Here is a 23317-nt window from a genome sequence, read left to right on the forward strand (position 1 = left end):
CCGGTGACTTTAGGAACATTCTGTTACCGGAAGGTTACTATCACTCATGATTCAGCGTGTTATCCGCGCCGGGTTAGCACGCCTTTGTGTCCGCCCTGCTATGCTGAAATCTCATCGCTTTGTGATTTTTTGTTTTACTGCAAGAGGTTTCAGCATGTCCGATGAACTGATTCAGGAGAAAGCCCGTGCGCTATACGCGCAGTTAACCGGCAAAATTTCACTCCCCTGCACGCTCCATGTCAGCGGTGCCGGAAATCTTCCCTCTTATTATCCGGTAACCCCGCTGATTGCCGCCTCTGTTGCGCTGGCAGGAATCGCAGTGTCGCAACTGGTCGCCCTCAGAAACGGCAAACACGATACCGTAACCGTGGATCGCCGTCTGGCCTCGCTGTGGTGTAAAACCAGTATCCGGCCTGACGGCTGGGAAATACCGCCAGCCTGGGACAGTCTGGCGGGTGATTACGCCACGGCGGACGGCTGGATCCGTTTGCATACCAATGCCCCCGCGCACCGTAAGGTAGTTGAAACACTGCTCGGCAAAGCGGAAAACCGCGAGGCGCTGGCGCTGCGGGTGGTGATGTGGAAAAAAGCAGCGCTGGAACACGCCGTGGTGCGGGCGGGTGGATGTGCCGCGCAGATGCTCAGCCCGGAAGAATGGCAGCATCATGTTCAGGGAAAATCGCTGATAGCGGAACCTCTTTTTCAGCATGCGTTGTCCGTTAAAGTGGCACCGCCGCATTGGGAATTATCCCCGCAACAGCCGCTGGCGGGCGTGAAAGTACTCGATCTGACACGGATTATCGCCGGGCCGGTGGCGACGCGTTTTCTCGCAGGACTGGGCGCGGATGTATTACGCATTGATCCCTTTGGCTGGGATGAACCCAGTCAGGAAGCGGATGTCACGCTGGGTAAACACTGTGCGCGGCTGAACCTGCATAACCCGCAGGACCGGCACCGTTTCGAAGAATTACTGCGGGACGCGGATGTGATTGTGCATGGCTATCGCGCAGGCGCGCTGCACAAACTGGGTTACGGCAGTGAACAGCGTCGCGCGATTGCGCCAGGGCTGGTGGATGTGTGCCTGAATGCCTATGGCTGGAGCGGGCCGTGGCGCGAACGGCGCGGGTTTGACAGTCTGGTGCAAATGAGCTGCGGGATCGCTGAACAGGGAATGCAGCGTTCCGGTCGTCACAAGCCTGTTCCGCTGCCGGTTCAGGCGCTGGATCACACTACCGGCTATCTGATGGCTGCGGCAGTGCTGCAGGGTTTGGCGCAACGTATGGAAACCGGTCAGGGCAGCGAATGCCGCCTTTCACTGGCACGTACTGCCCGCGAACTGATGGAAAATAGCACCTTAGCAGAAAGCGGCGAACCACTGATTGAATCCGCGGATCCGGCCGACTTTTTACCCGAACAGGAACGTACGGTCTGGGGCAATGCCCGGCGTTTGCTTCCTCCTGTTCGTCTGGAAAATACGACATTACACTGGCGCTTCCCGGCTTCACCGCTCGGCTCTGCCCCCGCCAGCTGGCGTTAAGTCGTCAGAGAAAATGCCGCCTTGCGATACTGCAACGGCGTTTTGCCGATCATCTTTTTAAAACGGGTAATAAAATACGGCGCGTCAGTAAATCCGCATTGCAGTCCGATTTCTTCGACCGAACGGTCGGTGGAACGCAGTAATTCACATGCCCTTTTAACCCGCCGGGTGGCAAGGTAATCCTGAATGGAGCCCCCGGTTTCCTGCCCGAAAACCCGCGAGATATAACTTTCTGACAACCCGATGGCCGCTGAGAGCTGCGCCAGAGAAAACTTCTGCACGTAATTTTCTTCAATCCACTGCATCACTTTAGAGGCCGTTGTCCGGCTGATGGTTTTCGGCATTGCGTCCTCTGCGGGCATAAAGGCCATCAGTTGCAAAATCAGTAGGGTAATTTCTTCCCACTGATCGGCCTGCGCTTCAGACAACTGATTGAACTGCTCGAGAATGACTTCTATATGGCTGGCATGTTCGCTGAGATCATAAATGTGTGCCGCGCGGTCGGCATCCCACAAACTTGCGAACCGTGCCCGGCGTTGCGGGAACGATTGCAGGCAGCCATCCAGCAACTGGTGGTCCAGATGAATGGTGGTGCGCAAATACAGGTTCTTTTCACCGGATTCGACAAACACTTTGTGCAGTTTAAAAGGCGGAAAGACAAACAACCGTCCCGGGCGCAACGTGTATTGCTGATTATCCACAATGACAATGCCGTAACCCTGACTGACGAAAAGTAACTCCAGACACTGATGCCAGTGGAAATAATTAGCACTCCCACGGTTCATCCGGTTAAAAGAAACCTGACGTTCATTAAGGGCAATGCGTTCCAGATAATCAGATACCGGCATTCCTGTTTTCCTCAGTTCATTTTTACGCCATTAACGGCAAGGACAACAAAACACAATTTTCAGTCAGCTTTTTATAATTTAAGCCGTTTTAATCGTGGTTTGGTAATCACAATTTCAAAAATCACGCCATTCTGTGAAGCACGTAACAATCAGCGATTTTCAGTTCTCTATATTTCACTCGCAGCACAGAGAATTGAAATAATATTTCAAATTAATAAACCCTTATTTTCTGCTTCCCTCACGTCACCGGGAGAGTTTTTATGACGCCGAAAAAAGTGAACATCAATAATCCGTTACAGACCCGCGATGATGTGCAGCATCTGCTGAAAGAATTGCTCGCGGCGGTGTCGCCTTATACGGAAGAAGGCAAAAGCGGAATCAGTCTGGGCAATTCCACCACCCATTACGGCAAAGAGATTGCCAAAATGGAAGCGCTGTCACGCATGTTGTGGGGAATATTCCCGCTGCTGGCGGGTGGCGGTGAATGTGAAGATTTGCCTTTTTATCTGAATGCCATTCGTTTCGGCACCGATCCGCAGCATCCGCAATACTGGGGAAAAATCCGTGATTTTGATCAGCGCTGTGTGGAAATGGCGGCGTTTGGCGTCGGGCTGACGCTGCTGAACAAGCAATTGTTGCAGCATTTCAGCGCGCAGGAGCAACAGAATCTGGCTGACTGGCTGAATCAGGGACGTGATGCCACCATCCCGAATAATAACTGGAATTTCTTCCCGGTCATGGTGCAGATGGGTTTTAAAGTCTCCGGATTACCCTGGGATCAGGAAGCCGTGGCGGCCCGATTTGCGCTGATGGAAGAATATTATCTGGGCGATGGCTGGTATTCCGACGGTCCCGGCAGGCCGCGTGATTACTACATTTCGATGGCGTTTCATTATTACGGGCTGCTGTATGCACAGAATATGGCCGATGTGGATGCGCCGCGTGCGGCCATGTTACGTGAACGCGCACAACGTTTCGCACAGGATTTCATTACGATGTTTTCAGCAGGCGGCGCGGCGGTGCCTTTCGGACGTAGCCTGGCTTATCGTTTTGCCGAAGCGGCGTTCTGGAGTGCGGCTGCGTACAGCAAACTGGAGGTGTTCAGCCCGGGTATTATCAAGGGGCTGATTTTGCGTCATTTGCGTCACTGGCTAAAAGAGCCGATTTTCGACCGCGACGGCGTGCTCAGCATTGGTTACCACACACCAAATCTGGTGATGGCTGAAGACTATAACGCGCCGGGTTCACCTTACTGGGCATGCAAACTGTTCCTGGTGCTGGCATTGCCGCCGGACGATGCCTTCTGGCAGGCAGAAGAAGCCCCGCTTCCCGCACTGCCCGCGGCTTACTGTATTCCTCATGCCAGTCAGATCCTGACCCGCGATACCGAAGGCCAGCATGTCGTGATGCTGACATCCGGGCAGCTTGAGCTGAATAACTTTGTGAATACCGAAGCCAAATACACCAAATTCGCCTATTCCAGCCAGTTCGGATTCACTTTAGATCGTGGCAGGTACGGGCTGAATCATGCCGGTTGCGATTCAATGCTGATGTTCTCGGAAAGTGACGGTTATTTCCGCGGACGTCGGGACTGTGCAGAGACACGGATCACCGGCGAGATGATTTACTCCCGCTGGCTGCCGTGGCACGACGTTGCCGTGCGTACCTGGCTGCTCCCCTGCGGTGACTGGCATCTGCGCGTTCATCACATCGAGAATCAGCGTCCGCTGGAGACGGCCGAAGGCGGTTTCGCGGTAATGCAGGAACCTTCAACGCAAACACAGCTGTCGGCAGAAAAACATGGTGTGACAGTCACGGCACGCAACGGCGTCAGCCGGATTGTCGCACTTGAAGAAAGCGAACCACGCGAAGCCTCCGCCGTTATCACCCCGCCCAACAGCAGCATTATGTTCGCCGAAACCGCCGCCATTCCGGTGCTGAAATCGTCACTGCCTGCCGGTTCTCACTGGCTGATATGCGCCGTATGTGCGTCTGCTACCCGTGATATCAGCGCGCTGACCGGGCCGGAAGTCAGTCGTCAGGGGCAACAATTGCGCTGGCAATATCAGGGTAACAGCGGGCACATCACGTTAGGTTAATCCTCAGGATCCGTTTCAGGAGTCACTATGAAAGCCATAAAAACAGCCAGTAAAACGGCTTACTACAAAATGAGCAGCTTTATATTCCTGTATTTCTTCACCTGGTCTTCAAGCTTCGGGCTATATGCCTTATGGCTGGGGCAAAAAGCCGGACTCGACAGTGTCAGTATCGGTACCGTGTTTGCCGTTAACGGCGTGTTCGCGGTGATCATGAAGCCGGTTTACGGCTATATCATGGACAAAATCGGCATGAGCAAATCTCTGCTGTACTTTGTCGTGCTGGTTTCTGCCCTGATGGCACCGTTCTTTATTTTCGTTTATCAGCCCCTGCTGGACAGCCATCTGATGCTCGGGATTATCGTCGGTGCGCTGTATCTGAGCCTCGGCTGGTACGCCGGTGTCGCAGCATCCGAATCTTACGCCGACCGCTTCAGCCGCCTGTATCACATGGAGTTCGGGCAGGTCCGCATGTGGGGTTCGCTGGGCTGGGCGCTGGCCGCGTCGTTCTCCGGCGTGCTGTTTAATCTCTCCCCGGCCTGGAACTTCGGGCTGAGCAGCGCCACCTCGCTGGTCATGCTGGCGGTGCTGTTGTCGCTGAAAATCGGTGATGAAGAACTCAAAGATAACGACGTGATTTCACAACAAAAGATCGTGTTCAGCGATGTGATTTTACTGCTCAAAAACCGCAAGTTCTGGATGTTCTCGCTCTATGTCGCCGGTGTGGCGTGGATGATGTTTGTCGCCGAACAGCAATTTTCACGTTATTTCGTCACCTTCTTCGACACTAAAGAACAGGGCAACGCCTGGTACGGTTATCTGAGCACCGTGCAGTCCGGCCTCGAATTCCTGATGATGATGGTGATCCCTTTCCTGGTGAATTATTTCGGCGCCAAGAAAAGCCTGCTGCTGGTCGGTGCACTGGTGGGATTACGCCTGATTGCCTCCGGGCTGACCAACGATCCGCTGCTGATTTCCATTATCAAGCCGTTCTACGGGCTGGAAATCGCGCTGCTGCTGGTGTCAGTGTTTAAGTACATCGCCGAGCATTTCAGCAAACGCGTCAACGCCACCATGTATCTGCTGGGCTATCAGGCCATGATTTATGTCGGCTCGATTGTGGTCGCTCCCCCTGCTGGTTACTTCTACGACCGCATCGGTTTTGAACACACTTATCTGATTATGGGCGGTATCGCACTGTGCTTTACGCTGATTTCCGCCTTCACGTTATCGGCCTGCCACAGCCTGCGCTCAGGCACACCCGTACCGGCTGAACAGGTTGAAGTTGAAACTATTGGAATGGAAAGGGAGAAGGTATGACTATCACCATCGCGAAAGAGACGTTGTTACCCGTGGAACTGAATCAGCTGGATAAGATCGCCTTTGCACAAAAAATGCAGCGCGCGCGCCAGACGGTGCTCAGCAAAATTTCCCGCAATCTGGAGAAGTTCGGCAATAAGTTCCCGGCGGAAACCTGCGAAAACGGCCATTACCCGCTGACAGAGAATGTGGAGTGGACCACCAGTTTCTGGACCGGTCAGCTATGGCTGGCATGGGAAATGACCGGCGATGATCGTTACCGGCTGGCGGCAGAAAAACAGGTCACGTCGTTTGGTAACCGTATCGCCAACCGCATTGATACCGCGACGCATGACCTCGGTTTTCTCTACAGCCTCTCATGCGTCAGCGCGTATAAACTGACCGGCAACCGGCAGGCGCGCGGTTTTGCACTCCTCGCAGCTGAAGCGCTGATGGAGCGTTTTAATACCCAGGCGAAAATCATTCAGGCGTGGGGCGATTTAAATGACCCGGAACAGGCTGGCCGCATGATTATCGACTGCAATATGAATCTGCCTTTATTGTACTGGGCGAGTGAGCAAACCGGTGAACCGCGTTTCGCCGAGGCTGCCCGCGCCCATGCAGAACAGGCGGCGAAATATATTGTCCGCCCGGACGCCTCGACCTATCACACCTATTACATGGATACCGTGACCGGCGAGCCGCGTTTTGGTAATACGCATCAGGGATATTCTGATGACTCCTGCTGGTCACGGGGTCAGGCCTGGGGCATCTACGGTTTTCTGCTCAGCTATCGTTATACCGGCGATGCAGATCAGGTTGAGCTGTCACGGCGTCTTGCGCATTATTTCCTTAACCGCTTACCGGAAGACGATGTCTGCCACTGGGATCTGGCACTGCTTGGCACCGATGCCGTTCGCGACAGTTCGGCTGCGGCTATTGCAGTCTGCGGCCTGCTGAGTCTGGCCACCGCGCTGCCAGCCACCGATGATAAACGTGCGTGCTATGAAGAAATGGCGCTACGCATGATGGACTCACTGACTGAGAATTATCTTACCGGCGATCAGGAGGATTGTGACGGTTTGCTTAAGCATTCTGTCTATCACATGGCGAGCGGTAAAGGCGTAGATGAGTGTTGCAGCTGGGGGGACTATTTTTATGTCGAAGCGCTGACACGCGTGACGCAATGCTGGCAGTCCTACTGGTAATCTCTGTGACGCAGTGTTTACGCACTGCGTCCGCTTTTCCTGCCATTTTCATTCGTGAATTGTTTTTAAGCATACGCAGGGTTATCAGCATATTGTTATGTCTTCAAGAGTGTTACTGTAACATCATAATCAATTAGCTTTTCTTCTATGTCCTTACATCCATTAAGAATAGTCTTAATTCGAGTCATTTTTTTGTTCAGTCACAAAATAAATTGTGACATAAACCAAATTTACCAAACCCCTTCCTACCTCTTACGGGGTAAAAAAATCACTTCCAACCGGACAGATTTCATGCAAAAAGTAGAGTCAGCATGCAGTTTGTGCCTTTTGTGCTGACACCAAAGAATCCAATCATTATGCAGAACAGGGATGTCCTATGGGGACTTACTATGCAAACGATAATCTTGGATCCATGCCGGTATACGCGTCTCGGATTGCAACAATTTCTCGCCAGTGAACAAGACATCAGTTACGTCAGCCATTTTGAGCAGCTTCTGAATGGTTGCAGCAAACTGAATCCTTCCCTTGTTTTTATTAACGAGGATTGCATATCGCCTCATTCAGGTAATAAAGAGCGTCTGGGAGAACTGATCACCGAATACCCTGATACGCTGTTTTTTATTTTTATGTCCCGTACGCGTATTCATTTTGAAGAGTATATTTTTGTGCGTAAGAACGTGATTATCACATCGAAATCCATTAAGGCCGATACCCTTAAGCAGTTAATCAATCATCCGTTATTGCCGCAGTCGCAGGATCCTGCCAGCAGCGGAATGCTCGATACCCGGCCCGTGATGCTCAGCCGTTCTGAATCAGCGATGCTCAAGATGTGGATGTCCGGCAACGGTACCATTGAAATATCCGATAAATTACAAATTAAAACCAAAACGGTGTCTTCCTATAAGGGAAATATTAAAAGGAAAATAAAATCACCGAATAAACATATTATTTATCACGTCGTCCGTTTATGTGATCAGCTTACCAACGGCATCTACGTCAATTAACCTCCGCCCTTCTTTTTCGGCCTCCTGCTACAGGCTACGCAACGGTGTGGCCTGTAGAAATCGTCGTTAATCTCTGAAAATGAGATCTCCGCCACAAATATAAACTGAATCCCTGCGCCGGAATGCCGATGACACCCTATGGCGTTTTTTTCGTCAAGGCCGGACTTGCCCGCTGGCAATGCCTTTATCGCTGTCACTGACCGCCCGGAACAGGCGGTATACAGGATCAATTGAGCGGAACAAAATAAAATGGATACTCCTACACAGTTAACGACCAGAACCTCCTTTATCAGCAATATTCGCCTTGTTACCCTGATTAGCCTGATTCTTACCGGGATCCTTTTCCTTTTTGCTGTGTCCATCGGCACCTCCGGTTTCTTTCTGAAGCAAAGTAATGCCGCGCTGGCAAACGCCACCCAGGAGCTGCAAATCCGTCTGGCGCTTTCCAACAGTTCAAACCATCTGCGTACCGCACGTTTGCTGTTGATTCAGGCCGCTGCAGCCGCGCGTATTGGCGATCAGGATGTGTTTAGCCAAAACCTGAAGGACGCTGCCAGCCGCATTAAACAGTCACAAACCTCGTTTGATATGTATATCAACCGGCCAAATAAAACCGATAAAGATCGGGCGCTCGATGAACCGCTGAAAAAAGCCTACGACGCCTATCTGACTCAGGGCATGGCGCCGATGCTGGAATCGGCCAAACAGGCACATTTCGAAGAAGTGATTTCTCAGGAAGCAGAAACAGTACGTGGCCTGGATCTCGCCAATAACGTCCCGCTGCTGGCGGCGATTGCCTATCGCACCCAAACCGCTAACACCATCAATGATAAAGCGCAGCGCAATGCCGTGCTCGGTTATACCCTGATGGGCGGCGGGTTCCTGCTGGCGCTGGTCCTGACCTTCATCACTTATCTGGTCATGCGCAAAGTGATTATTCATCCGCTGAACCGGATGGTGATGCGCATTCAGAAAATTGCCGAGGGAGATCTGACGCAGCCCACCCGGGCACATGGCCGGAATGAAATCGGCGTACTGAGTAACAACGTAGATCAAATGCAACGCTCGCTGGCGTCAACGGTGCTGACCGTACGTGAAGGCGCGGTGTCTATTTATCAGGGGTCGACAGAAATTGCTTCGGGCAATACCGATTTATCATCGCGAACTGAACAACAGGCGGCGGCACTGGAAGAAACGGCTGCCAGCATGGAACAGCTGACGGCTACGGTGAAACAGAACTCCGAAAACGCCCACCACGCCAGCAAACTGGCCGCCGACGCCTCCAATAAAGCGCAAAAAGGCGGGAATATTGTGGCGGAGGTTGTCAGTACCATGGATAAAATTTCCCGCAGTTCGACCAAAATTGCTGAAATCACCAATGTGATCAACAGCATCGCTTTCCAGACAAACATTCTGGCGCTCAATGCCGCCGTGGAAGCGGCACGCGCCGGTGAACAGGGGCGCGGATTTGCGGTGGTGGCCAGCGAAGTGCGCAGCCTGGCACAACGAAGTGCACAGGCAGCGAAAGAAATCGAAGCGCTGATTGAAGAATCCGTCGATTACGTCGGCGAAGGCAGCATTCTGGTGGGCGATGCAGGTGACACGATGTCAGAAATTGTCACCGCGGTCAGCCATGTGACGGACATCATGGGCGAAATCGCTTCCGCATCGGATGAACAAAGTCGTGGGATCAGTCAGGTCAGCCAGGCGGTGTCGGAAATGGATGGTGTCACGCAGCAAAACGCCTCACTGGTGCAGGAAGCCTCAGCGGCGGCCGCGTCACTGGAAGAACAGGCCGCGCGCCTGACACAGGCTGTCGCGGTGTTCCGTCTGGATGGCAACACACGCAGTGCGCAGCCACAGTCCCCGGCATCATCCCGCGCCCTGCCCGGCCCGGCTTCCCGTTCGTCAAAAGGGGTGAACGATGAGCCGAACTGGGAAACGTTCTGATAGTCGCGTCAGCGTTATTCCTGACGGGCAATAAATAAAAAAATACCGGTGGCAAACCTTCTGCCCCGGTATTTTTTTATTCGTAGCGGATGTAGCGTAAACGTTATTCAGAACCTTCACGTGGTTCGACAAACGTGCCGTCTTTGGTGTCGCCTTCATTGAAGAACCAGATGCCCGCCGGATATTCCTCCAGCGAAACCAGATACATGACGCCTTCGTAAAATTCCTCTACGGCTAATACTTTACCTTCGCGGCGCGGCCCGCCGTCGGTTTTCACTGTCACAAGATCATTAACTTTCATCAGGTTATCCCATGGTTTTCAATTATGATTATTGTAGTACAGACCACCGCACAAAGGCATGGCATGAAAGGAAAGATAATGCGAAACGGTAAAATACCCCTGCGGGACTCCTTTTCATTTTCTTAACGAATTGAAGCAAGAATCCTGACTTTCATTTTCTCTATACTGGCGGTGTGCTTACCCCCCGAGGAAGTACATAATGAATGTCATAAGAAATATTTTGCCCGCCGTTATGCGGGCTTTTTTTTATCTTTTTGCCAGAGACCGCCGGATAAAACAGCAGACGCTCGCAGAAATGACAAACGGCGTATCAACGATACGGTTAACTGACAAGGGGTTAATGACAAACAACAGACGTAAAAAAACCCGCGCATGCGGGTTTTTGTCATCTGTACTTTTATCGCTGAAACAGCGGTAAAGTAAGATTAGATAGCGGTAACGTTAGCCGCAGACGGACCTTTAGCACCGTTCTCGATAGTGAACTGTACGTTCTGGCCTTCAGCCAGGGTCTTGAAACCTTGATCCTGGATAGCGGAGAAGTGTACGAACACATCTTTGCTGCCGTCAGCAGGAGTGATGAAGCCAAAGCCTTTAGACTCGTTAAACCACTTAACCTGACCTTTCATCATTGACATAAGAATTACCTTTTAAAAATAAATTTCGCCACCATGGGCATGTTATAGCCGGATTTCAGTCGTTACTTATGGAGGCACTAAGAAGGAAATTCGTCAGAGCAGGGTTATCATGGATAACGCTTTAAATTGGAACAACTTTACTCAGGATGTCGTGCATAAATAGGTCTGTACCACAGGCCGGTATGTATTTACTCATGACTGCCCTTTAATAGCAACTCTTTTTAATGCAATGCTGCGGTAAAGCGCGAAATTAGTCTAATTTTGTACCGAACAGTTCAATAGATGTACAGTTATCAGGCTATTTTTCAACAGGTTGTGGTTTACCGGCCGCTAAGACCGCTCCGCAATGTGCGCAAAATTTTGCATCTATTTCATGGCCAGAATGCAGACAAGTCTGACAAGAACGGGCAGCACGCCCTTTTTCCAATTCCTGCGACATATAAGCCGTTAAAATCCCGGTCGGCACGGCAATGATCGAATACCCCAGCAGGATCAGCACCGACGCAAGCATTCTTCCCAGTGCAGTATGCGGTGTAATGTCCCCGTATCCGACCGTCGTCAGCGTCACCACGGCCCAGTAAACAGACGCGCCCAGCGACGTAAATCCGCCGTTGCCGCCTTCGGCAGCAAACATCAGCCCGCCGAAAAGACAAAGAATAATGGCGACAAAGCCAAAGAAGATGCAGAGCTTACGTTTCGCACGCATCAGGCTGCGCCATAAAACCCCGGCGTCGCTCATGTAGCGCAACAATTTCAGTACCCGCAGCACACGTAAAATTCTCAGCAGGCGGATGAGGATCTCCAGATTCCCCGCCCCCGCGAAGGAAGGCAGCATCCACAGGATGTACATGGGCAGAATGGTGCAGAGATCGATAATGCCGAAAAAACTCACCGGATAACGGGTTTTGCGCGGCGAACAGACCACCCGTAAGACGTATTCCACCGTAAAAAGCGCGGTAAACCCCATTTCGACCAGGCCGAACAACGGGATGATATTGGGTGTCGCCGGAAACAAGTCATATGCACTGGATTCGATAAACAGCAGCAGAACGCTGAGCAGTGACGCCAGGATCCAGAATATTTCCATCCGGCGGCCGCTGCGGGTGCGGTGTTCAAATAAAAGGGCATAACAGCGGCGTCGGGCTGACGCAAAAAAGCGGTAATCCTGAGAACATAACCGGCACCAGCAAAAAGGAATTATGGCAAGAATAGACGCTTTTCATCGCCCGCGCCTGCGGACAAAAAAGTCCAAAAAAAACGCCGTCGCACAAGGTATTGGTGAAATACACTGTGCGACCGGCGTTGACTGACGGCACGGAGAATTAATCCATTAATTCAGACACCGCGTGACGAACATATGCCGTGATTTGCGCGACGTCGTCTGCGTCTGCACTGCCGCCGCCAATCGACCGCACGGTATTCTCCAGATGGCCGATATCCTGTTCAACTTTCTTGGCAATCTGCACTTTAACAATAGTGTCGACTGAAGAGATAAAAGCCCGCATGACGGCTTTCAGCGCGAAAATCTCACCGAAAGAATCGTACGCAGGTTTGTCAGAGGCCGCTGGTTGAGCAACCCGTGGTGGCAAGTTTTTCAGCCTGTCCACATGTTCAATCATCAGATCCATGTCTCTGATGAGTTCGTCAAAACTCTTAGCCACTGGTTTTCCTTCGCCCGGCGAAAGGCAGCAGGATACCACCGCGCTTTCAAGCCGAGAAGTCACAGAAACGTGTAAAGAGTAAATTTCGCCACAATGCGCCCGCCCTGCCGGGTTCTTCTACACAGAGAGTCGTAAGCCGGACAGGCACATCAGGTCGCTATTTAGCTGCTTATTTAATCAACGCAGAGCAATACGGCCTTTCAGGCGTTTTTCAATGACGCCATATCAACAACAAAGCGGTATTTCACGTCGCTTTTCAGCATGCGTTCGTACGCGCCGTTGATGTCCTGCATGTCAATCATTTCCACATCACAGGAAATGTCATGCTCAGCACAGAAATCCAGCATTTCCTGGGTTTCAGCGATACCACCGATCAAAGAACCGGCGACGGTTTTGCGGCCCATAACCAGTTTGCCGCTGTGCAGCGCAGGCTCGACTGGCTCAATCAAACCGACCAGAATATGGGTACCGTCACGTTTGAGCGTGTCCAGATACGGGTTCAGATCATGTGGATTAGGCACGGTGTCCAGGATGAAATCGAAGTGGCTTTTTACGGCGGCCATTTGTTTTTCATCAGTAGACAGCGCCACGTGGTCCGCGCCCAGACGGTAAGCTTCCTGCTCTTTGCCTTTGGAACGGGTGAACAGCGTCACGTCTGCGCCCAGTGCTTTGGCAAATTTCAGGCCCATGTGACCCAGACCGCCCAGGCCCACCACAGCCACTTTGTGACCTTTACCGATTTTCCAGTGTTTCAGCGGAGAATACGTGGTGATACCGGCACACAGCAGCGGTGCAGCAGATTTGATGTCCAGTTTTTCAGAAACACGCAGAACGAATTTTTCTGAAACCACGATTTGTTCGGAATAACCGCCGTAGGTCATCATATTGTCATGACGATCATGGCTGTTATAGGTCATGGTAGCGCCTTCTTCACAGTACTGTTCCAGGCTTTCCGCGCAGGATTCACAATGCTGACAAGAATCGACCATACAACCGACACCGACGGTATCGCCCACTTTGAAGCCAGAGACTTTCGCGCCAACCTGTTTCACACGTCCGATAATTTCATGCCCCGGAACCATCGGATAAATGCTTTGATGCCATTCATTACGCGCCTGGTGGATGTCAGAGTGGCAAACACCGCAGTACAGAATGTCGATCACAACGTCGGTATCACGCGGGTCACGGCGAACAAAATTATGAGGCGCAAGAGGCGCATCCGCTGAAAGTGCAGCGAAACCACGAACGTTAAGCGTCATTTTTATCTCCTGATTGGATTACGGAATACTTCATGCCCGCAGAAAAGGCAGGCACCGCAAAATTATGACGGTTTAAGATGACTTACTGATATAACGATCCTCGCCATTACTTGCCTGAATCTGTTTATTTCAGGATTTTCAGGCGGGATTGTGCAGAGACTAAACAGTGGCACTTTGCCCGCAAAGCGCCACGTTTTAAGAAAGGATTAAATCAGACCCGCTTCTTTCAGTTCGCTTTTCAGATAAGCGTAATAGATAGGTGCAGCGACCACGCCGGGTATGCCAAACGCCGCCTCGAAGATCAGCATCGCCAGTAAAACCTCCCAGGATTTCGCCTTGATGCGACTGCCAACAATGCGGGCATTCAGGAAGTATTCCACTTTGTGGATGATGATCAGATACGCCAGCACCAGCGCGCCGACCCACAGCGACAGCGACAGGCCGACGATGAAAATCAGCGTATTCGAAATCAGATTACCGATAACCGGCAGCAACCCGCAGACGAAGGTCACGACAACCAGCGTTTTTGCCAGCGGCAGATGAATGCCGAACAGCGGTAAAATGCCAAACAGGAAAATACCTGACAGCACGGTATTGATCAGGGAAATCTGGAACTGCGCAAAGACCACGTTACGGAAGGCTTCACCCAGCAAATGCATCCGCTGCAACAGCTCCTTTTTCAGCGGGGCGTTCAGTTCGCCCTTGCGCGGCTGCTGAAGCGAGATAATCGCGCCGAGGATCATACCGATAATCATGGTCAGGAAAACGTGGGCAGCATTCTTGCCAACGGCCTGAATCATCACGATATGTTCACGCAGCCATTGCAGGAAACTGCGCTGCAACTCTTCAATATTCGCCGGTAAATAATGCAGTAATACCGGCGATAAACGGCTTTGTGCGTCTGTCAGCAGATGCGAGACCATGGCGTTAAACGCCACCGGATTACGCATATCCTCCATCAGAAAATCCGCAATGCCCGCAATCGCCAGCGTCAGACAACTGATCACCAGGGTCGCGATAATGGCCACCACCACCCAGCGGGCACGTTCGCCACTGATGATTTTTTGAAAGTACGGGGTAAGCGCATTGATGAGTTCAAACACTAAAAAACCGGCAATAAAACATGCCAGTAAATGAAGAGGAAGAATCAGTAACAGCCCGCCCATCACAATCAACACACTGAGCCAGCGAATTTGATTCGATCTCATAATCTGCATTGCCTGTATCCTTAAATCTCTGTTCACCGGGCTTTGCCCTGACGTGGTCACATCATAGCACTGAACGCCAGCGCACAATCCTCCGGTAAGTTAAACAGTTAAGAAAATTTTGACTGGCGGGGAGGTTCTTTTATTATCCCCCCTGAAAAAGTCGTAAAGAAAATCTGAGAGTCTGGAGAAAAGTATGTCTGAATTAATCCGCGATAAACTGAGCCTGCCTGCAGGGCACGATAAATTATTACTGCATTCCTGCTGCGCACCCTGCTCGGGCGAAGTGATGGAAGCCATTCAGGCATCGGGGATCGACTATACAATTTTCTTCTACAACCCGAATATTCACCCGCAGAAAGAATATCTTCTGCGCAAAGAAGAAAACATGCGATTTGCCGAACAGCATGGCATTCCTTTTATTGATGCAGATTACGACACCGATAATTGGTTTGCGCGGGCGAAGGGCATGGAAAATGAACCTGAGCGCGGCGTGCGCTGCACCATGTGTTTTGACATGCGTTTTGAACGTACGGCGTTATACGCCTTTGAACATGGTTTCAGCGCCATCACCAGTTGTCTGGGGATTTCCCGCTGGAAAGACATGAAGCAAATTACCGGCAGTGGCGAACGCGCGGCGGCGCCTTATCCGGGCATGGTTTACTGGGATTATAACTGGCGTAAAAAAGGCGGCTCTGCGCGCATGATTGAAATCAGCAAACGCGAACGCTTTTACCAGCAGGAATATTGCGGCTGTGTTTATTCCCTGCGCGACAGCAACTTACACCGTAAATCTCAGGGGCGGGACTTAATCAAACTCGGTGTGAAATATTACGGCGACGAAGACGGCGAATAACCCCGCCCCAGCCCCTCTCTTTTTGTTATACCCGTCCATCAGGCCGGGTTATTTATTCTGTTATTTCGCCCGCGCCCTGTCAGATACGCCAGTCACTATTTCCATACCAGTTATTTATTTCGTCAGAATGCTAAACATCAGATTCATAGAATAATTTCCTATGACCTCCCCTGCCTTTGCATCTTGCGTTCACCGTTAACGCTTGTTACTTTCCGCCTCACGCTTTTTATATACGCATTAATTCTAAGTAATAACACGCAGTTATTACCCGCGTATAGCGCTGTTCAGATCCATTAAAAATATAAAACAAACACAACATTATTGAGGGACAAAATATGTGGGTTTTAATTGGTATTCCGATCGTCGTGCTGGGTTTTGCACTGCGGTTTAATCCTTTATTAGTGGTGACCGTGGCCGGTATTTCTACCGGTCTGGCGGGCGGCATGCATACCATCGACATCATCAGCGCCTTCGGCAAAGCGTTCACCGATAACCGCTATATGGGATTGATCTGGCTGACACTGCCGGTGATCGCGATCCTCGAACGCAGCGGCCTGAAAGAACAGGCCCGTCATCTGATTTCCAAAGTGCATGCCGCCACTACCGGCCGTGTGCTGATGCTGTACTTCTTCCTGCGTCAGATGACCGCCGCACTGGGGCTTAACTCGCTGGGCGGTCATGCACAGATGGTTCGCCCGCTGATAGCGCCGATGGCTGAAGCTGCGGCCACCACCAAATACGGCGATTTGCCTAATGATGTGCGACAGAAAATCCGTGCTCACGCGGCAGCCGCCGATAACGTGGCGGTGTTCTTCGGTGAAGACATTTTCATTGCCGTGCAATCTATCCTGCTGATCAAAGGTTTTCTGGAACAGTACGGCATTAACGTTGAACCGCTGCATCTGTCTGTCTGGGCGATCCCTACCGCCATTGCTGCGCTGATTATCCACTTTATACGGTTATGGCTGCTTGACCGCTCGCTGGCTAAACGCCTCGACGTTCATCACGGGAGTGCAGCGAAATGATTAACCTGCAGACTGTTTATATTCTTGCGGGCCTGATGTTCTGCGCCTATGCGTTCTTCAACGTGCGCGATAAAAGCCATTCCCGCCGTTATGTCAACGCGCTGTTCTGGGGCATTTACGGTGTCACTTTCCTGTTTGGCGCTGAATTGCCGCACTTCGTGACCGGCTGTATGGCGATTTTACTGGCGGTCATCGCCGGTAGCGGGAAACTGGGTAAAGGCAAATCAGACAGTGAGCAGCCCGGACAGGTCGAAAAACGCGAAGCGGGGGCAAAACGCTTCGGCAACAAACTGTTTATTCCCGCCCTGCTGATCCCGATTGTGACCCTGATCGGCACCCTGACGCTGAAATACACGCCGCTGGTGGAAGCCAAAAACGTGACGCTGATTTCGCTGGTACTCGGCACGCTGGTGGCCTTTATTGTGGCGCTGGTTATGCTGCGTGATTCGCCGGTCAAAGCCGTGAAAGCGGGCGGACAGACGATGGATACCGTCGGCTGGGCGGCTATTCTGCCGCAGATGCTGGCCGCACTCGGCGCGCTGTTTGCGCTGGCGGGGGTCGGTGGCGTGGTATCGGAACTGGTCAAAAACATCATTCCGCTCGGCTCACCGCTGGCGATTGTGATTGCCTATACCTCCGGCATGGCACTTTTCACCATGATCATGGGCAACGGTTTTGCCGCCTTCCCGGTGATGACCGCGGGGATCGGGCTGCCACTCATCGTCAACCAGTTGGGTGGAAATCCGGCGATTATGGGCGCGATCGGCATGTTGTCCGGTTTCTGCGGCACCTTAATGACGCCGATGGCGGCCAATTTCAATATCGTGCCTGCGGCGTTGCTCGAATTGCAGGACAAGAATGGCGTGATTAAAGCGCAGTGGAAAACCGGTGTATTGCTGTTGCTGGTGAATACCGCGTTTATGTATTTCTTTGTGTTCCGTTTCTGATAAGGAAAGACGATGACGACGCAACAAAGTACCGCCCTGACGCCAGAGATGGCGTCCCGTTTTGCCTCACTGGCGCTGAATCATTTAACCCGTGAATTCCCGAACAAACTCATGCATGCCATGAGCAGCGCGGCAGATGCGCAAACGCCACGCCAGTTACATCCGGTCTTTTACGGCAGCTATGACTGGCATTCCTGCGTGCACGGATACTGGTTATTGCTGCGCCTGCTGGATCGTTTTCCGCAATTACCGGAAGCTGAAAAAATCATTGCGGTGATCGGCCAGCATTTCACGCCAGAAAACGTCGCCGGTGAAATGGCCTATCTGCAACAACCGCAACATGCCGGATTTGAAAGACCGTATGGCTGGGCGTGGTTTCTGGCGCTGAGCCAGCAATTGCATGAGATGGCATTGCCGCAGGCTGCTGAATGGGCAAAAACGCTGGCGCCGATGAGCCGGTTCTTCGAAAAGAGTTTTAGTGAGTTTTTGCCCAAAGCCACCTATCCCCTGCGGGTCGGCAGCCATTTCAACACCGCGTTTGCGCTGGCATTAACGCTTGATTATGCGAGCTGCGTTAAGCATCACAAACTGGCAGAACTGATCGAAGAAACGGCGCTGCGCTGGCATCTGCAAGATGTGCATTGTCAGGCGTGGGAACCGGGCGGTGATGAATTCCTGTCACCCTCCCTGATGGAGGCTGAACTGATGCGGCGCGTTCTGCCGGGCGAAGCATTTGTGACCTGGTTTGGCCGTTTCCTGCCGGATCTGGCTCACAGTCAGCCTGCCACGCTTTTCACCCCCGCCACGGTCACTGACCGCAGTGACGGTAAAATTGGCCATCTGGACGGACTGAATCTCAGCCGCGCCTGGTGTCAGCGTTCGCTGGCCTCTGCGCTGCCAGCGGGCGATCCGCGTGCGGCCTTGCTGCGCCAGACGGCAGAAGCCCATCTGCACAGCGCGCTGAACCATCTCGACAGCACCTACATGGGCGAACACTGGCTGGCGACCTTTGCCCTGTTGGCACTCGAAGCCTGACAGTCCTCTTCCTCTGTTCAGCCGCAGGGTTACCGTGAAATCGTTAGCGAATAATCCCGCGCGCTGAATCGAGGAAAAATGCATTGAAGTGGCACAGTAACGGATATTCCGCGCTGAGCTGCTCAATTTCCCCCTTCACCCGTTCCACCGATTCCGGCTGGTGATAAAGCAAATCGTACAGATAGCGGATGACATTTTGCTGCGCTTTTCCGGCCCGGCAAAAATCCGTTGCCTGCTCGTTTATCCCTTTCGGCACCGCGCGATTTCCCCCCGCTATCACAAAAGGCGGCACGTCCTGCACCACACAGGTATTAGCAAGGAGATGGACGCCCGTGCCAATAATACAAAACTGATGCACCGCGCTCAGGGCATCAATCCGGGCATCACTGCCTAATGAAACATGCCCCGCCAGAGCACTGTGTTCGCCGATAAACGTGGCATTTCCTATCTGACAGTCATGGCCGACATGCACGCCCCCTTCAAACACATTCAGGTGCCCGATCCGGGTCATACCACCGCCCTGCACGGTGCCGCGATGCAGTGTCACGTGGCGGCCAATGCGGTTTCCATTGCCGATTTCCAGCCCGGTGGGTTCTCCGGCGTATTTCAAATCCTGGCTGATCTCGCCAATGGATGAGCCCATGCCAATCTGGTTATCCGTGCCAATTTTGGTATTGCCGTTGATAACGACATGAGAAGAAATGTGTGTTCCTTCGCCGATTTGCACACCGGCGGAAATAAAGCAGAAAGGCCCGATAACCACTCGCGGGCCGATAATGACACCTGGCTCTATGATACTGCTGGCCGCAATTGTGGCCGAAGATGAAATCAACACGAACATCCTTCTGACAGCCAGCAGGCAGTCAGTAGTGAATTAAACCGGACAGGCATAATCAGGGAAAGATCAAAATGAGCGGAGGGAAACGCACTCAGAGAGGTTTAAACAAAGGGGAGTGTTTCGTTGAACATCCGCATCGCTACACCGCACAGCATAAGGCTTCAGGATCGAAAAGGCGGTCTCTTATATTTTTTTTATTTTCTGAACCTTTTCGGAAACGCTGCATAACGAAAATTTTATGACAGGTAGATTAAGGCTTTCTTAAGCTTGGATGAATATTCTATTGGATATTCGTTTCTATACGTTATGTTTCCCTCACATCAACGCTGCTACCACCATCCTGTTGGGAGTTTTCATTGCGCTCTATATTCCCGAAGATTAGCTACTTTACGCTGACTTTACTGCTGACCCTGTATTTTACCTTTATCGTTAATCTGCCGATTTTGCTGCATTTTTATCACATCTTACATGCACTGCCCGCGTACAACCTGGCTTTTGCCCTGAGCATTCCGGTTGCGCTGTTTGCCGCACTGAACTTTGTGTTCACCCCTTTCAGCTTTCGTCCATTGCTTAAGCCGTTCTTTATTATCGTGCTGCCGGTCAGTGCCCTCGCCAGTTTTGCGATGATGACCTTCCAGGTCGTATTTGATCGCGGCATGATCGAAAATATTCTCGAGACGCAATCGGCTGAAGCGTCGTCTTACCTGAATCTGAAAGTGATACTGTGGTTTGTCTTCACCGGCGTTTTGCCCGCTATTTTGCTTTTCCTGACACCGGTCAGCTATGAAAAAACGCCGTTACGCCGTCTCGGTGTCCGTCTGGTGTCGATGGTGATTTCATTGCTGGTGGTCGCCTCCATTGCCGGGATTTTTTACAAAGATTACGCCTCTGTGGGCCGTAACAACCGCACCCTGAATCTGGAAATTGTGCCGACAAACTACCTCTACAGCGCGTTCCAGTACATCAATCACCGTTACTTCACGCCGAAAATGCCGTTCCAGACTATTGGCAACGATGCAAAACTGGTGCAGCAACCGGGGCAGAAACCAAATCTGGTGTTCCTGGTGATTGGGGAAACCGCGCGGGCGCAAAATCAGTCATCTGAGGGTTACGCCAAACCGACTAATCAGTACACACAGGCTATTCCTGACGTGGTGTTCTTTAATAAAATGACGTCATGCGGCACGGCAACGGCGATTTCTGTGCCGTGCATGTTCTCGGATATGAAGCGCACCCGCTACGACGCCAACCGCGCCCGTAACAGTGAAGGCTTGCTGGATATCCTGCATAAAGCCGGTGTTTCGGTGTTCTGGAAAGACAATGATGAAGGCTGTAAAGGCGTATGCGACCGTGTGCCGAATATCACCATCGATACAAAAAAAGACGGTAAATACTGTGATGGCGATACCTGCTACGACATGGCGCTGATGCAGAATATCGATGACGACATCAAACCTGACGGCAAAAATACGCTGATTGGCTTACATCTGATCGGCAGCCACGGCCCGACGTACTACAAACGCTATCCGCAGGAATTCCGTAAGTTTATGCCTGACTGCCCGCGCAGCGATATTGAAAACTGTTCTCAGGAACAACTGGTGAATACCTACGATAATACCCTGCTTTACACGGATTACACGGTGTCGCAGGTGATTGAGAAGGCGAAGCAGTATCAGGATAAGTACAACGTGGCCGTGATTTATCTTTCTGACCATGGCGAATCGCTGGGTGAAAATGGCCTGTATTTGCACGGCACGCCTTACAGCGTGGCACCGGCGCAACAGACACACGTGCCGATGCTGTTCTGGTTATCCAGCGGTTATGTGAAAGCGCAGGGAATTGATCTGCAATGCCTGAAATCGTATGCCGTGAACAAAGACGTTTCACAGGATAACCTGTTCCACACCGTGCTGAGCGCGATGGACGTGCAAACCTCGGAACGTGATCCGCAACTGGATATTCTGGCAGCCTGTCGTACATCACAAAGGTAATCACGCCCCTGTTGAAACGGTTTGCTGCCAGAACGTTATGGCAGCAAACCGCACTCCGTCAGAATGCTTTTTGCCAGCGTGCTGACCGTTTTATCAAACCGCTCAGATTCATTATCCATCACCATATACAAAGCCGTTTGCCGCACCGTTCTGGCTGATAATTCCAGTCGGCGGAGCAAACCGCTCTCCAGCGCTTTTTCCACACTTTCCAGCGGCAGCCAGCCGTACCCCACGCCCACCGCAATGGCTTCCATCGCGGCCCCGACGGTGGTGAATGTCCAGCTGGCAACAGGGCCGGATGACACATTTTCTGCACGCGGCGCGTGCCGGTCGGCCACGCTAATCAGCGGAAAACGCGCCAGATCCTGCGCAGTCAGCGGAACGGTGAGGCTCATCAGCGGATGATCGCTTTTGGCCACCGGCACAAAATCCACGTCGAGCAGGAAGCGCCCCTGTATCGCATTTTCCGGTGCCAGTGTGGTGATGTATAAATCCGCTGATCGTTCATTTAATTGCTTAAGGCTTTCGCCGCGCAGAATTTCTGTCAGATGAACACGGGTATCGGGAAACTGCTGCTGAAAATTTTTGAGTGCGCGAAACAGACGGTATTTGGGAAAGACACTGTCGACAACCAGGCTCAGTTCGGTGCGCGTCCCGTCTTTCAGCCCGGCGGCACGGTGCTCAAGTTGCAAAAAGGCGGAAATCAGCGGCGTGGCCTGCATCAGCAACGCCCGCCCCTGTTCCGTCAGCGTCGCTTTACGGCCATGAATCTCCAGCAACGGCAGACCGAGACGTTCCTGTAACCCACTCAGGGCATAACTGACGGAAGACTGACTGCGGTTCAGTACCTCTGCGGCCTGCGCGTAACTTCCTTGTTCAATCACCGTTTGTAATACCACCCACTGCTCAAGTGTGGTGCGTGGAAGTGCCATATTTTTACTCCCTTTAGGTAAAACACATCGGAATTTTAGATTATTTCCATCTGAAATCAGCGTTTTTTTATCAATTTTTTAGCGCGTAATATTCTCCTCATCGAAACAAAACATTTCACCTGTTACTGCGTTAAGGAGAATTACCATGAGCAACTTTGATAAACATGACCTGAGCAATTTCATCGGCAAACACGTTGTTTACACTTACGACAACGGCTGGAATTATGAAATCTATGTGAAAAATGCCGAAACGCTGGATTACCGCATCCATAGCGGGCTGGTCGGTAACCGCTGGGTGAAAGACCAGAAAGCCTATATCGTGCGTGTGGCTTCTGATGTGTACAAAATTTCCTGGACAGAACCGACCGGTACAGATGTCAGCCTGATTGTGAATCTGGGGGACAGCGTGTTCCACGGCACCATTTTCTTCCCACGCTGGATCATGAACAATCCGGAAAAAACCGTGTGCTTCCAGAACGAACATATTCCTTTGATGAATGCTTACCGCGATGCCGGACCCGCTTATCCGACTGAAGTCATCGACGAATTCGCCACCATTACCTTCGTCCGTGACTGCGGCGCCGACAATGACACCGTGATCGACTGCGCTGCCAGCGAGTTACCGGCTAACTTCCCGGACAATCTGCGTTAATCGTTAACCCGCAGACATAAAAAAACCGCAGTCATGAC

21 protein-coding genes are annotated in these 23317 nt (G+C 51.8%); 12 read left to right on the forward strand and 9 right to left on the reverse strand.

Annotation, left to right across the window (positions count from 1 at the left end; all coding sequences use genetic code 11):
* Positions 1-154: 154 nt before the first annotated feature.
* Positions 155-1537, forward strand: a complete 1383-nt coding sequence (locus UC14_RS11065; RefSeq protein WP_112197705.1) for a CoA transferase — start codon at positions 155-157, stop codon at positions 1535-1537.
* Here UC14_RS11065 and UC14_RS11070 read toward each other — a convergent pair.
* Complete coding sequence (locus tag UC14_RS11070; RefSeq protein WP_112151875.1) at positions 1534-2385, reverse strand: AraC family transcriptional regulator; 852 nt, start codon at positions 2383-2385, stop codon at positions 1534-1536. The two genes, UC14_RS11065 and UC14_RS11070, sit on opposite strands and share 4 nt — an antisense overlap.
* Positions 2386-2645: 260 nt before the next feature.
* Here UC14_RS11070 and UC14_RS11075 point away from each other — a divergent pair, with 260 nt between their 5' ends.
* The 5 genes from UC14_RS11075 to UC14_RS11095 all read left to right on the forward strand — a co-directional run bounded on the left by UC14_RS11075 (position 2646) and on the right by UC14_RS11095 (position 9942).
* A complete protein-coding gene (locus UC14_RS11075) occupies positions 2646-4484 on the forward strand; it encodes a DUF2264 domain-containing protein (RefSeq protein WP_112197695.1) in 1839 nt (612 codons plus the stop codon).
* A gap of 27 nt (positions 4485-4511) precedes the next feature.
* Positions 4512-5801 carry an oligosaccharide MFS transporter gene (locus UC14_RS11080; protein ID WP_013575252.1) on the forward strand — a complete coding sequence of 430 codons (1290 nt, stop codon included), beginning with the start codon at positions 4512-4514 and terminating at the stop codon, positions 5799-5801.
* Positions 5798-6988: a glycoside hydrolase family 88 protein gene (locus UC14_RS11085; protein ID WP_112197696.1), complete on the forward strand. Its 1191-nt coding sequence runs from the start codon at positions 5798-5800 to the stop codon at positions 6986-6988. Before UC14_RS11080 ends, UC14_RS11085 begins: the two co-directional genes overlap by 4 nt.
* A 389-nt stretch (positions 6989-7377) precedes the next feature.
* Positions 7378-7992 carry a transcriptional regulator RcsA gene (gene rcsA, locus UC14_RS11090; protein ID WP_015689856.1) on the forward strand — a complete coding sequence of 205 codons (615 nt, stop codon included), beginning with the start codon at positions 7378-7380 and terminating at the stop codon, positions 7990-7992.
* 249 nt (positions 7993-8241) lie between these two features.
* The gene (locus UC14_RS11095) at positions 8242-9942 is read left to right on the forward strand and encodes a methyl-accepting chemotaxis protein (protein ID WP_112151872.1); all 1701 of its coding nucleotides are present in this window, start codon (positions 8242-8244) and stop codon (positions 9940-9942) included.
* Positions 9943-10045: 103 nt separating this feature from the next.
* Here UC14_RS11095 and dsrB read toward each other — a convergent pair whose 3' ends face one another.
* The 6 genes from dsrB to UC14_RS11130 form a co-directional block, all read right to left on the reverse strand.
* Entirely contained in the window at positions 10046-10243 is a 198-nt protein-coding gene (dsrB, locus tag UC14_RS11100) for a protein DsrB (protein ID WP_013575248.1), read from the reverse strand.
* Positions 10244-10668: 425 nt separating this feature from the next.
* A complete protein-coding gene (cspE, locus tag UC14_RS11110; RefSeq protein WP_013575246.1) occupies positions 10669-10878 on the reverse strand; it encodes a transcription antiterminator/RNA stability regulator CspE in 210 nt (69 codons plus the stop codon).
* Between the two features lie 298 nt (positions 10879-11176).
* Positions 11177-11965 carry an ion transporter gene (locus tag UC14_RS11115; protein WP_232829668.1) on the reverse strand — a complete coding sequence of 263 codons (789 nt, stop codon included), beginning with the start codon at positions 11963-11965 and terminating at the stop codon, positions 11177-11179.
* A gap of 235 nt (positions 11966-12200) precedes the next feature.
* Positions 12201-12539 carry a hypothetical protein gene (locus UC14_RS11120; RefSeq protein WP_013575244.1) on the reverse strand — a complete coding sequence of 113 codons (339 nt, stop codon included), beginning with the start codon at positions 12537-12539 and terminating at the stop codon, positions 12201-12203.
* A gap of 200 nt (positions 12540-12739) precedes the next feature.
* Positions 12740-13798, reverse strand: coding sequence for an NAD(P)-dependent alcohol dehydrogenase (locus UC14_RS11125; protein WP_112197697.1), 1059 nt, complete (start codon positions 13796-13798; stop codon positions 12740-12742).
* Between the two features lie 206 nt (positions 13799-14004).
* Positions 14005-15015, reverse strand: a complete 1011-nt coding sequence (locus tag UC14_RS11130; RefSeq protein WP_013575242.1) for an AI-2E family transporter — start codon at positions 15013-15015, stop codon at positions 14005-14007.
* Positions 15016-15199: 184 nt separating this feature from the next.
* On the opposite strand from UC14_RS11130, the gene UC14_RS11135 reads away from it, so the two are divergent.
* The 4 genes from UC14_RS11135 to UC14_RS11150 all read left to right on the forward strand — a co-directional run bounded on the left by UC14_RS11135 (position 15200) and on the right by UC14_RS11150 (position 18866).
* A complete protein-coding gene (locus UC14_RS11135) occupies positions 15200-15859 on the forward strand; it encodes an epoxyqueuosine reductase QueH (RefSeq protein WP_112197698.1) in 660 nt (219 codons plus the stop codon).
* 335 nt (positions 15860-16194) lie between these two features.
* On the forward strand, positions 16195-16884 hold the full coding sequence (locus UC14_RS11140; RefSeq protein ID WP_112197699.1) for a DUF969 domain-containing protein: 690 nt from the start codon (positions 16195-16197) through the stop codon (positions 16882-16884).
* Positions 16884-17831, forward strand: coding sequence for a DUF979 domain-containing protein (locus tag UC14_RS11145; RefSeq protein ID WP_370447463.1), 948 nt, complete (start codon positions 16884-16886; stop codon positions 17829-17831). Before UC14_RS11140 ends, UC14_RS11145 begins: the two co-directional genes overlap by 1 nt.
* Positions 17832-17843: 12 nt before the next feature.
* Positions 17844-18866, forward strand: a complete 1023-nt coding sequence (locus tag UC14_RS11150) for a DUF2891 domain-containing protein (RefSeq protein ID WP_112197701.1) — start codon at positions 17844-17846, stop codon at positions 18864-18866.
* A gap of 43 nt (positions 18867-18909) precedes the next feature.
* On the opposite strand, the gene lpxA is transcribed toward UC14_RS11150, so the two are convergent.
* The gene (gene lpxA / locus UC14_RS11155; RefSeq protein ID WP_232829669.1) at positions 18910-19698 is read right to left on the reverse strand and encodes an acyl-ACP--UDP-N-acetylglucosamine O-acyltransferase; all 789 of its coding nucleotides are present in this window, start codon (positions 19696-19698) and stop codon (positions 18910-18912) included.
* A gap of 362 nt (positions 19699-20060) precedes the next feature.
* Between lpxA and UC14_RS11160 the strand changes: the two genes are divergently transcribed.
* Positions 20061-21695: a phosphoethanolamine transferase gene (locus UC14_RS11160; RefSeq protein WP_112197702.1), complete on the forward strand. Its 1635-nt coding sequence runs from the start codon at positions 20061-20063 to the stop codon at positions 21693-21695.
* A gap of 35 nt (positions 21696-21730) precedes the next feature.
* Here the strand turns inward: UC14_RS11160 and UC14_RS11165 are convergent, their stop codons facing one another.
* Positions 21731-22627: a LysR family transcriptional regulator gene (locus UC14_RS11165; RefSeq protein ID WP_112197703.1), complete on the reverse strand. Its 897-nt coding sequence runs from the start codon at positions 22625-22627 to the stop codon at positions 21731-21733.
* 145 nt (positions 22628-22772) lie between these two features.
* On the opposite strand from UC14_RS11165, the gene UC14_RS11170 reads away from it, so the two are divergent.
* Positions 22773-23279 (forward strand): phenolic acid decarboxylase, encoded by a 507-nt coding sequence (locus tag UC14_RS11170; protein WP_112197704.1) that lies wholly within the window; start codon positions 22773-22775, stop codon positions 23277-23279.
* The last annotated feature ends 38 nt before the right edge of the window (positions 23280-23317 follow it).

This window comes from Rahnella sp. NRRL B-41462 (genome assembly GCF_003263525.1).
Lineage (GTDB): Bacteria > Pseudomonadota > Gammaproteobacteria > Enterobacterales > Enterobacteriaceae > Rahnella > Rahnella aceris.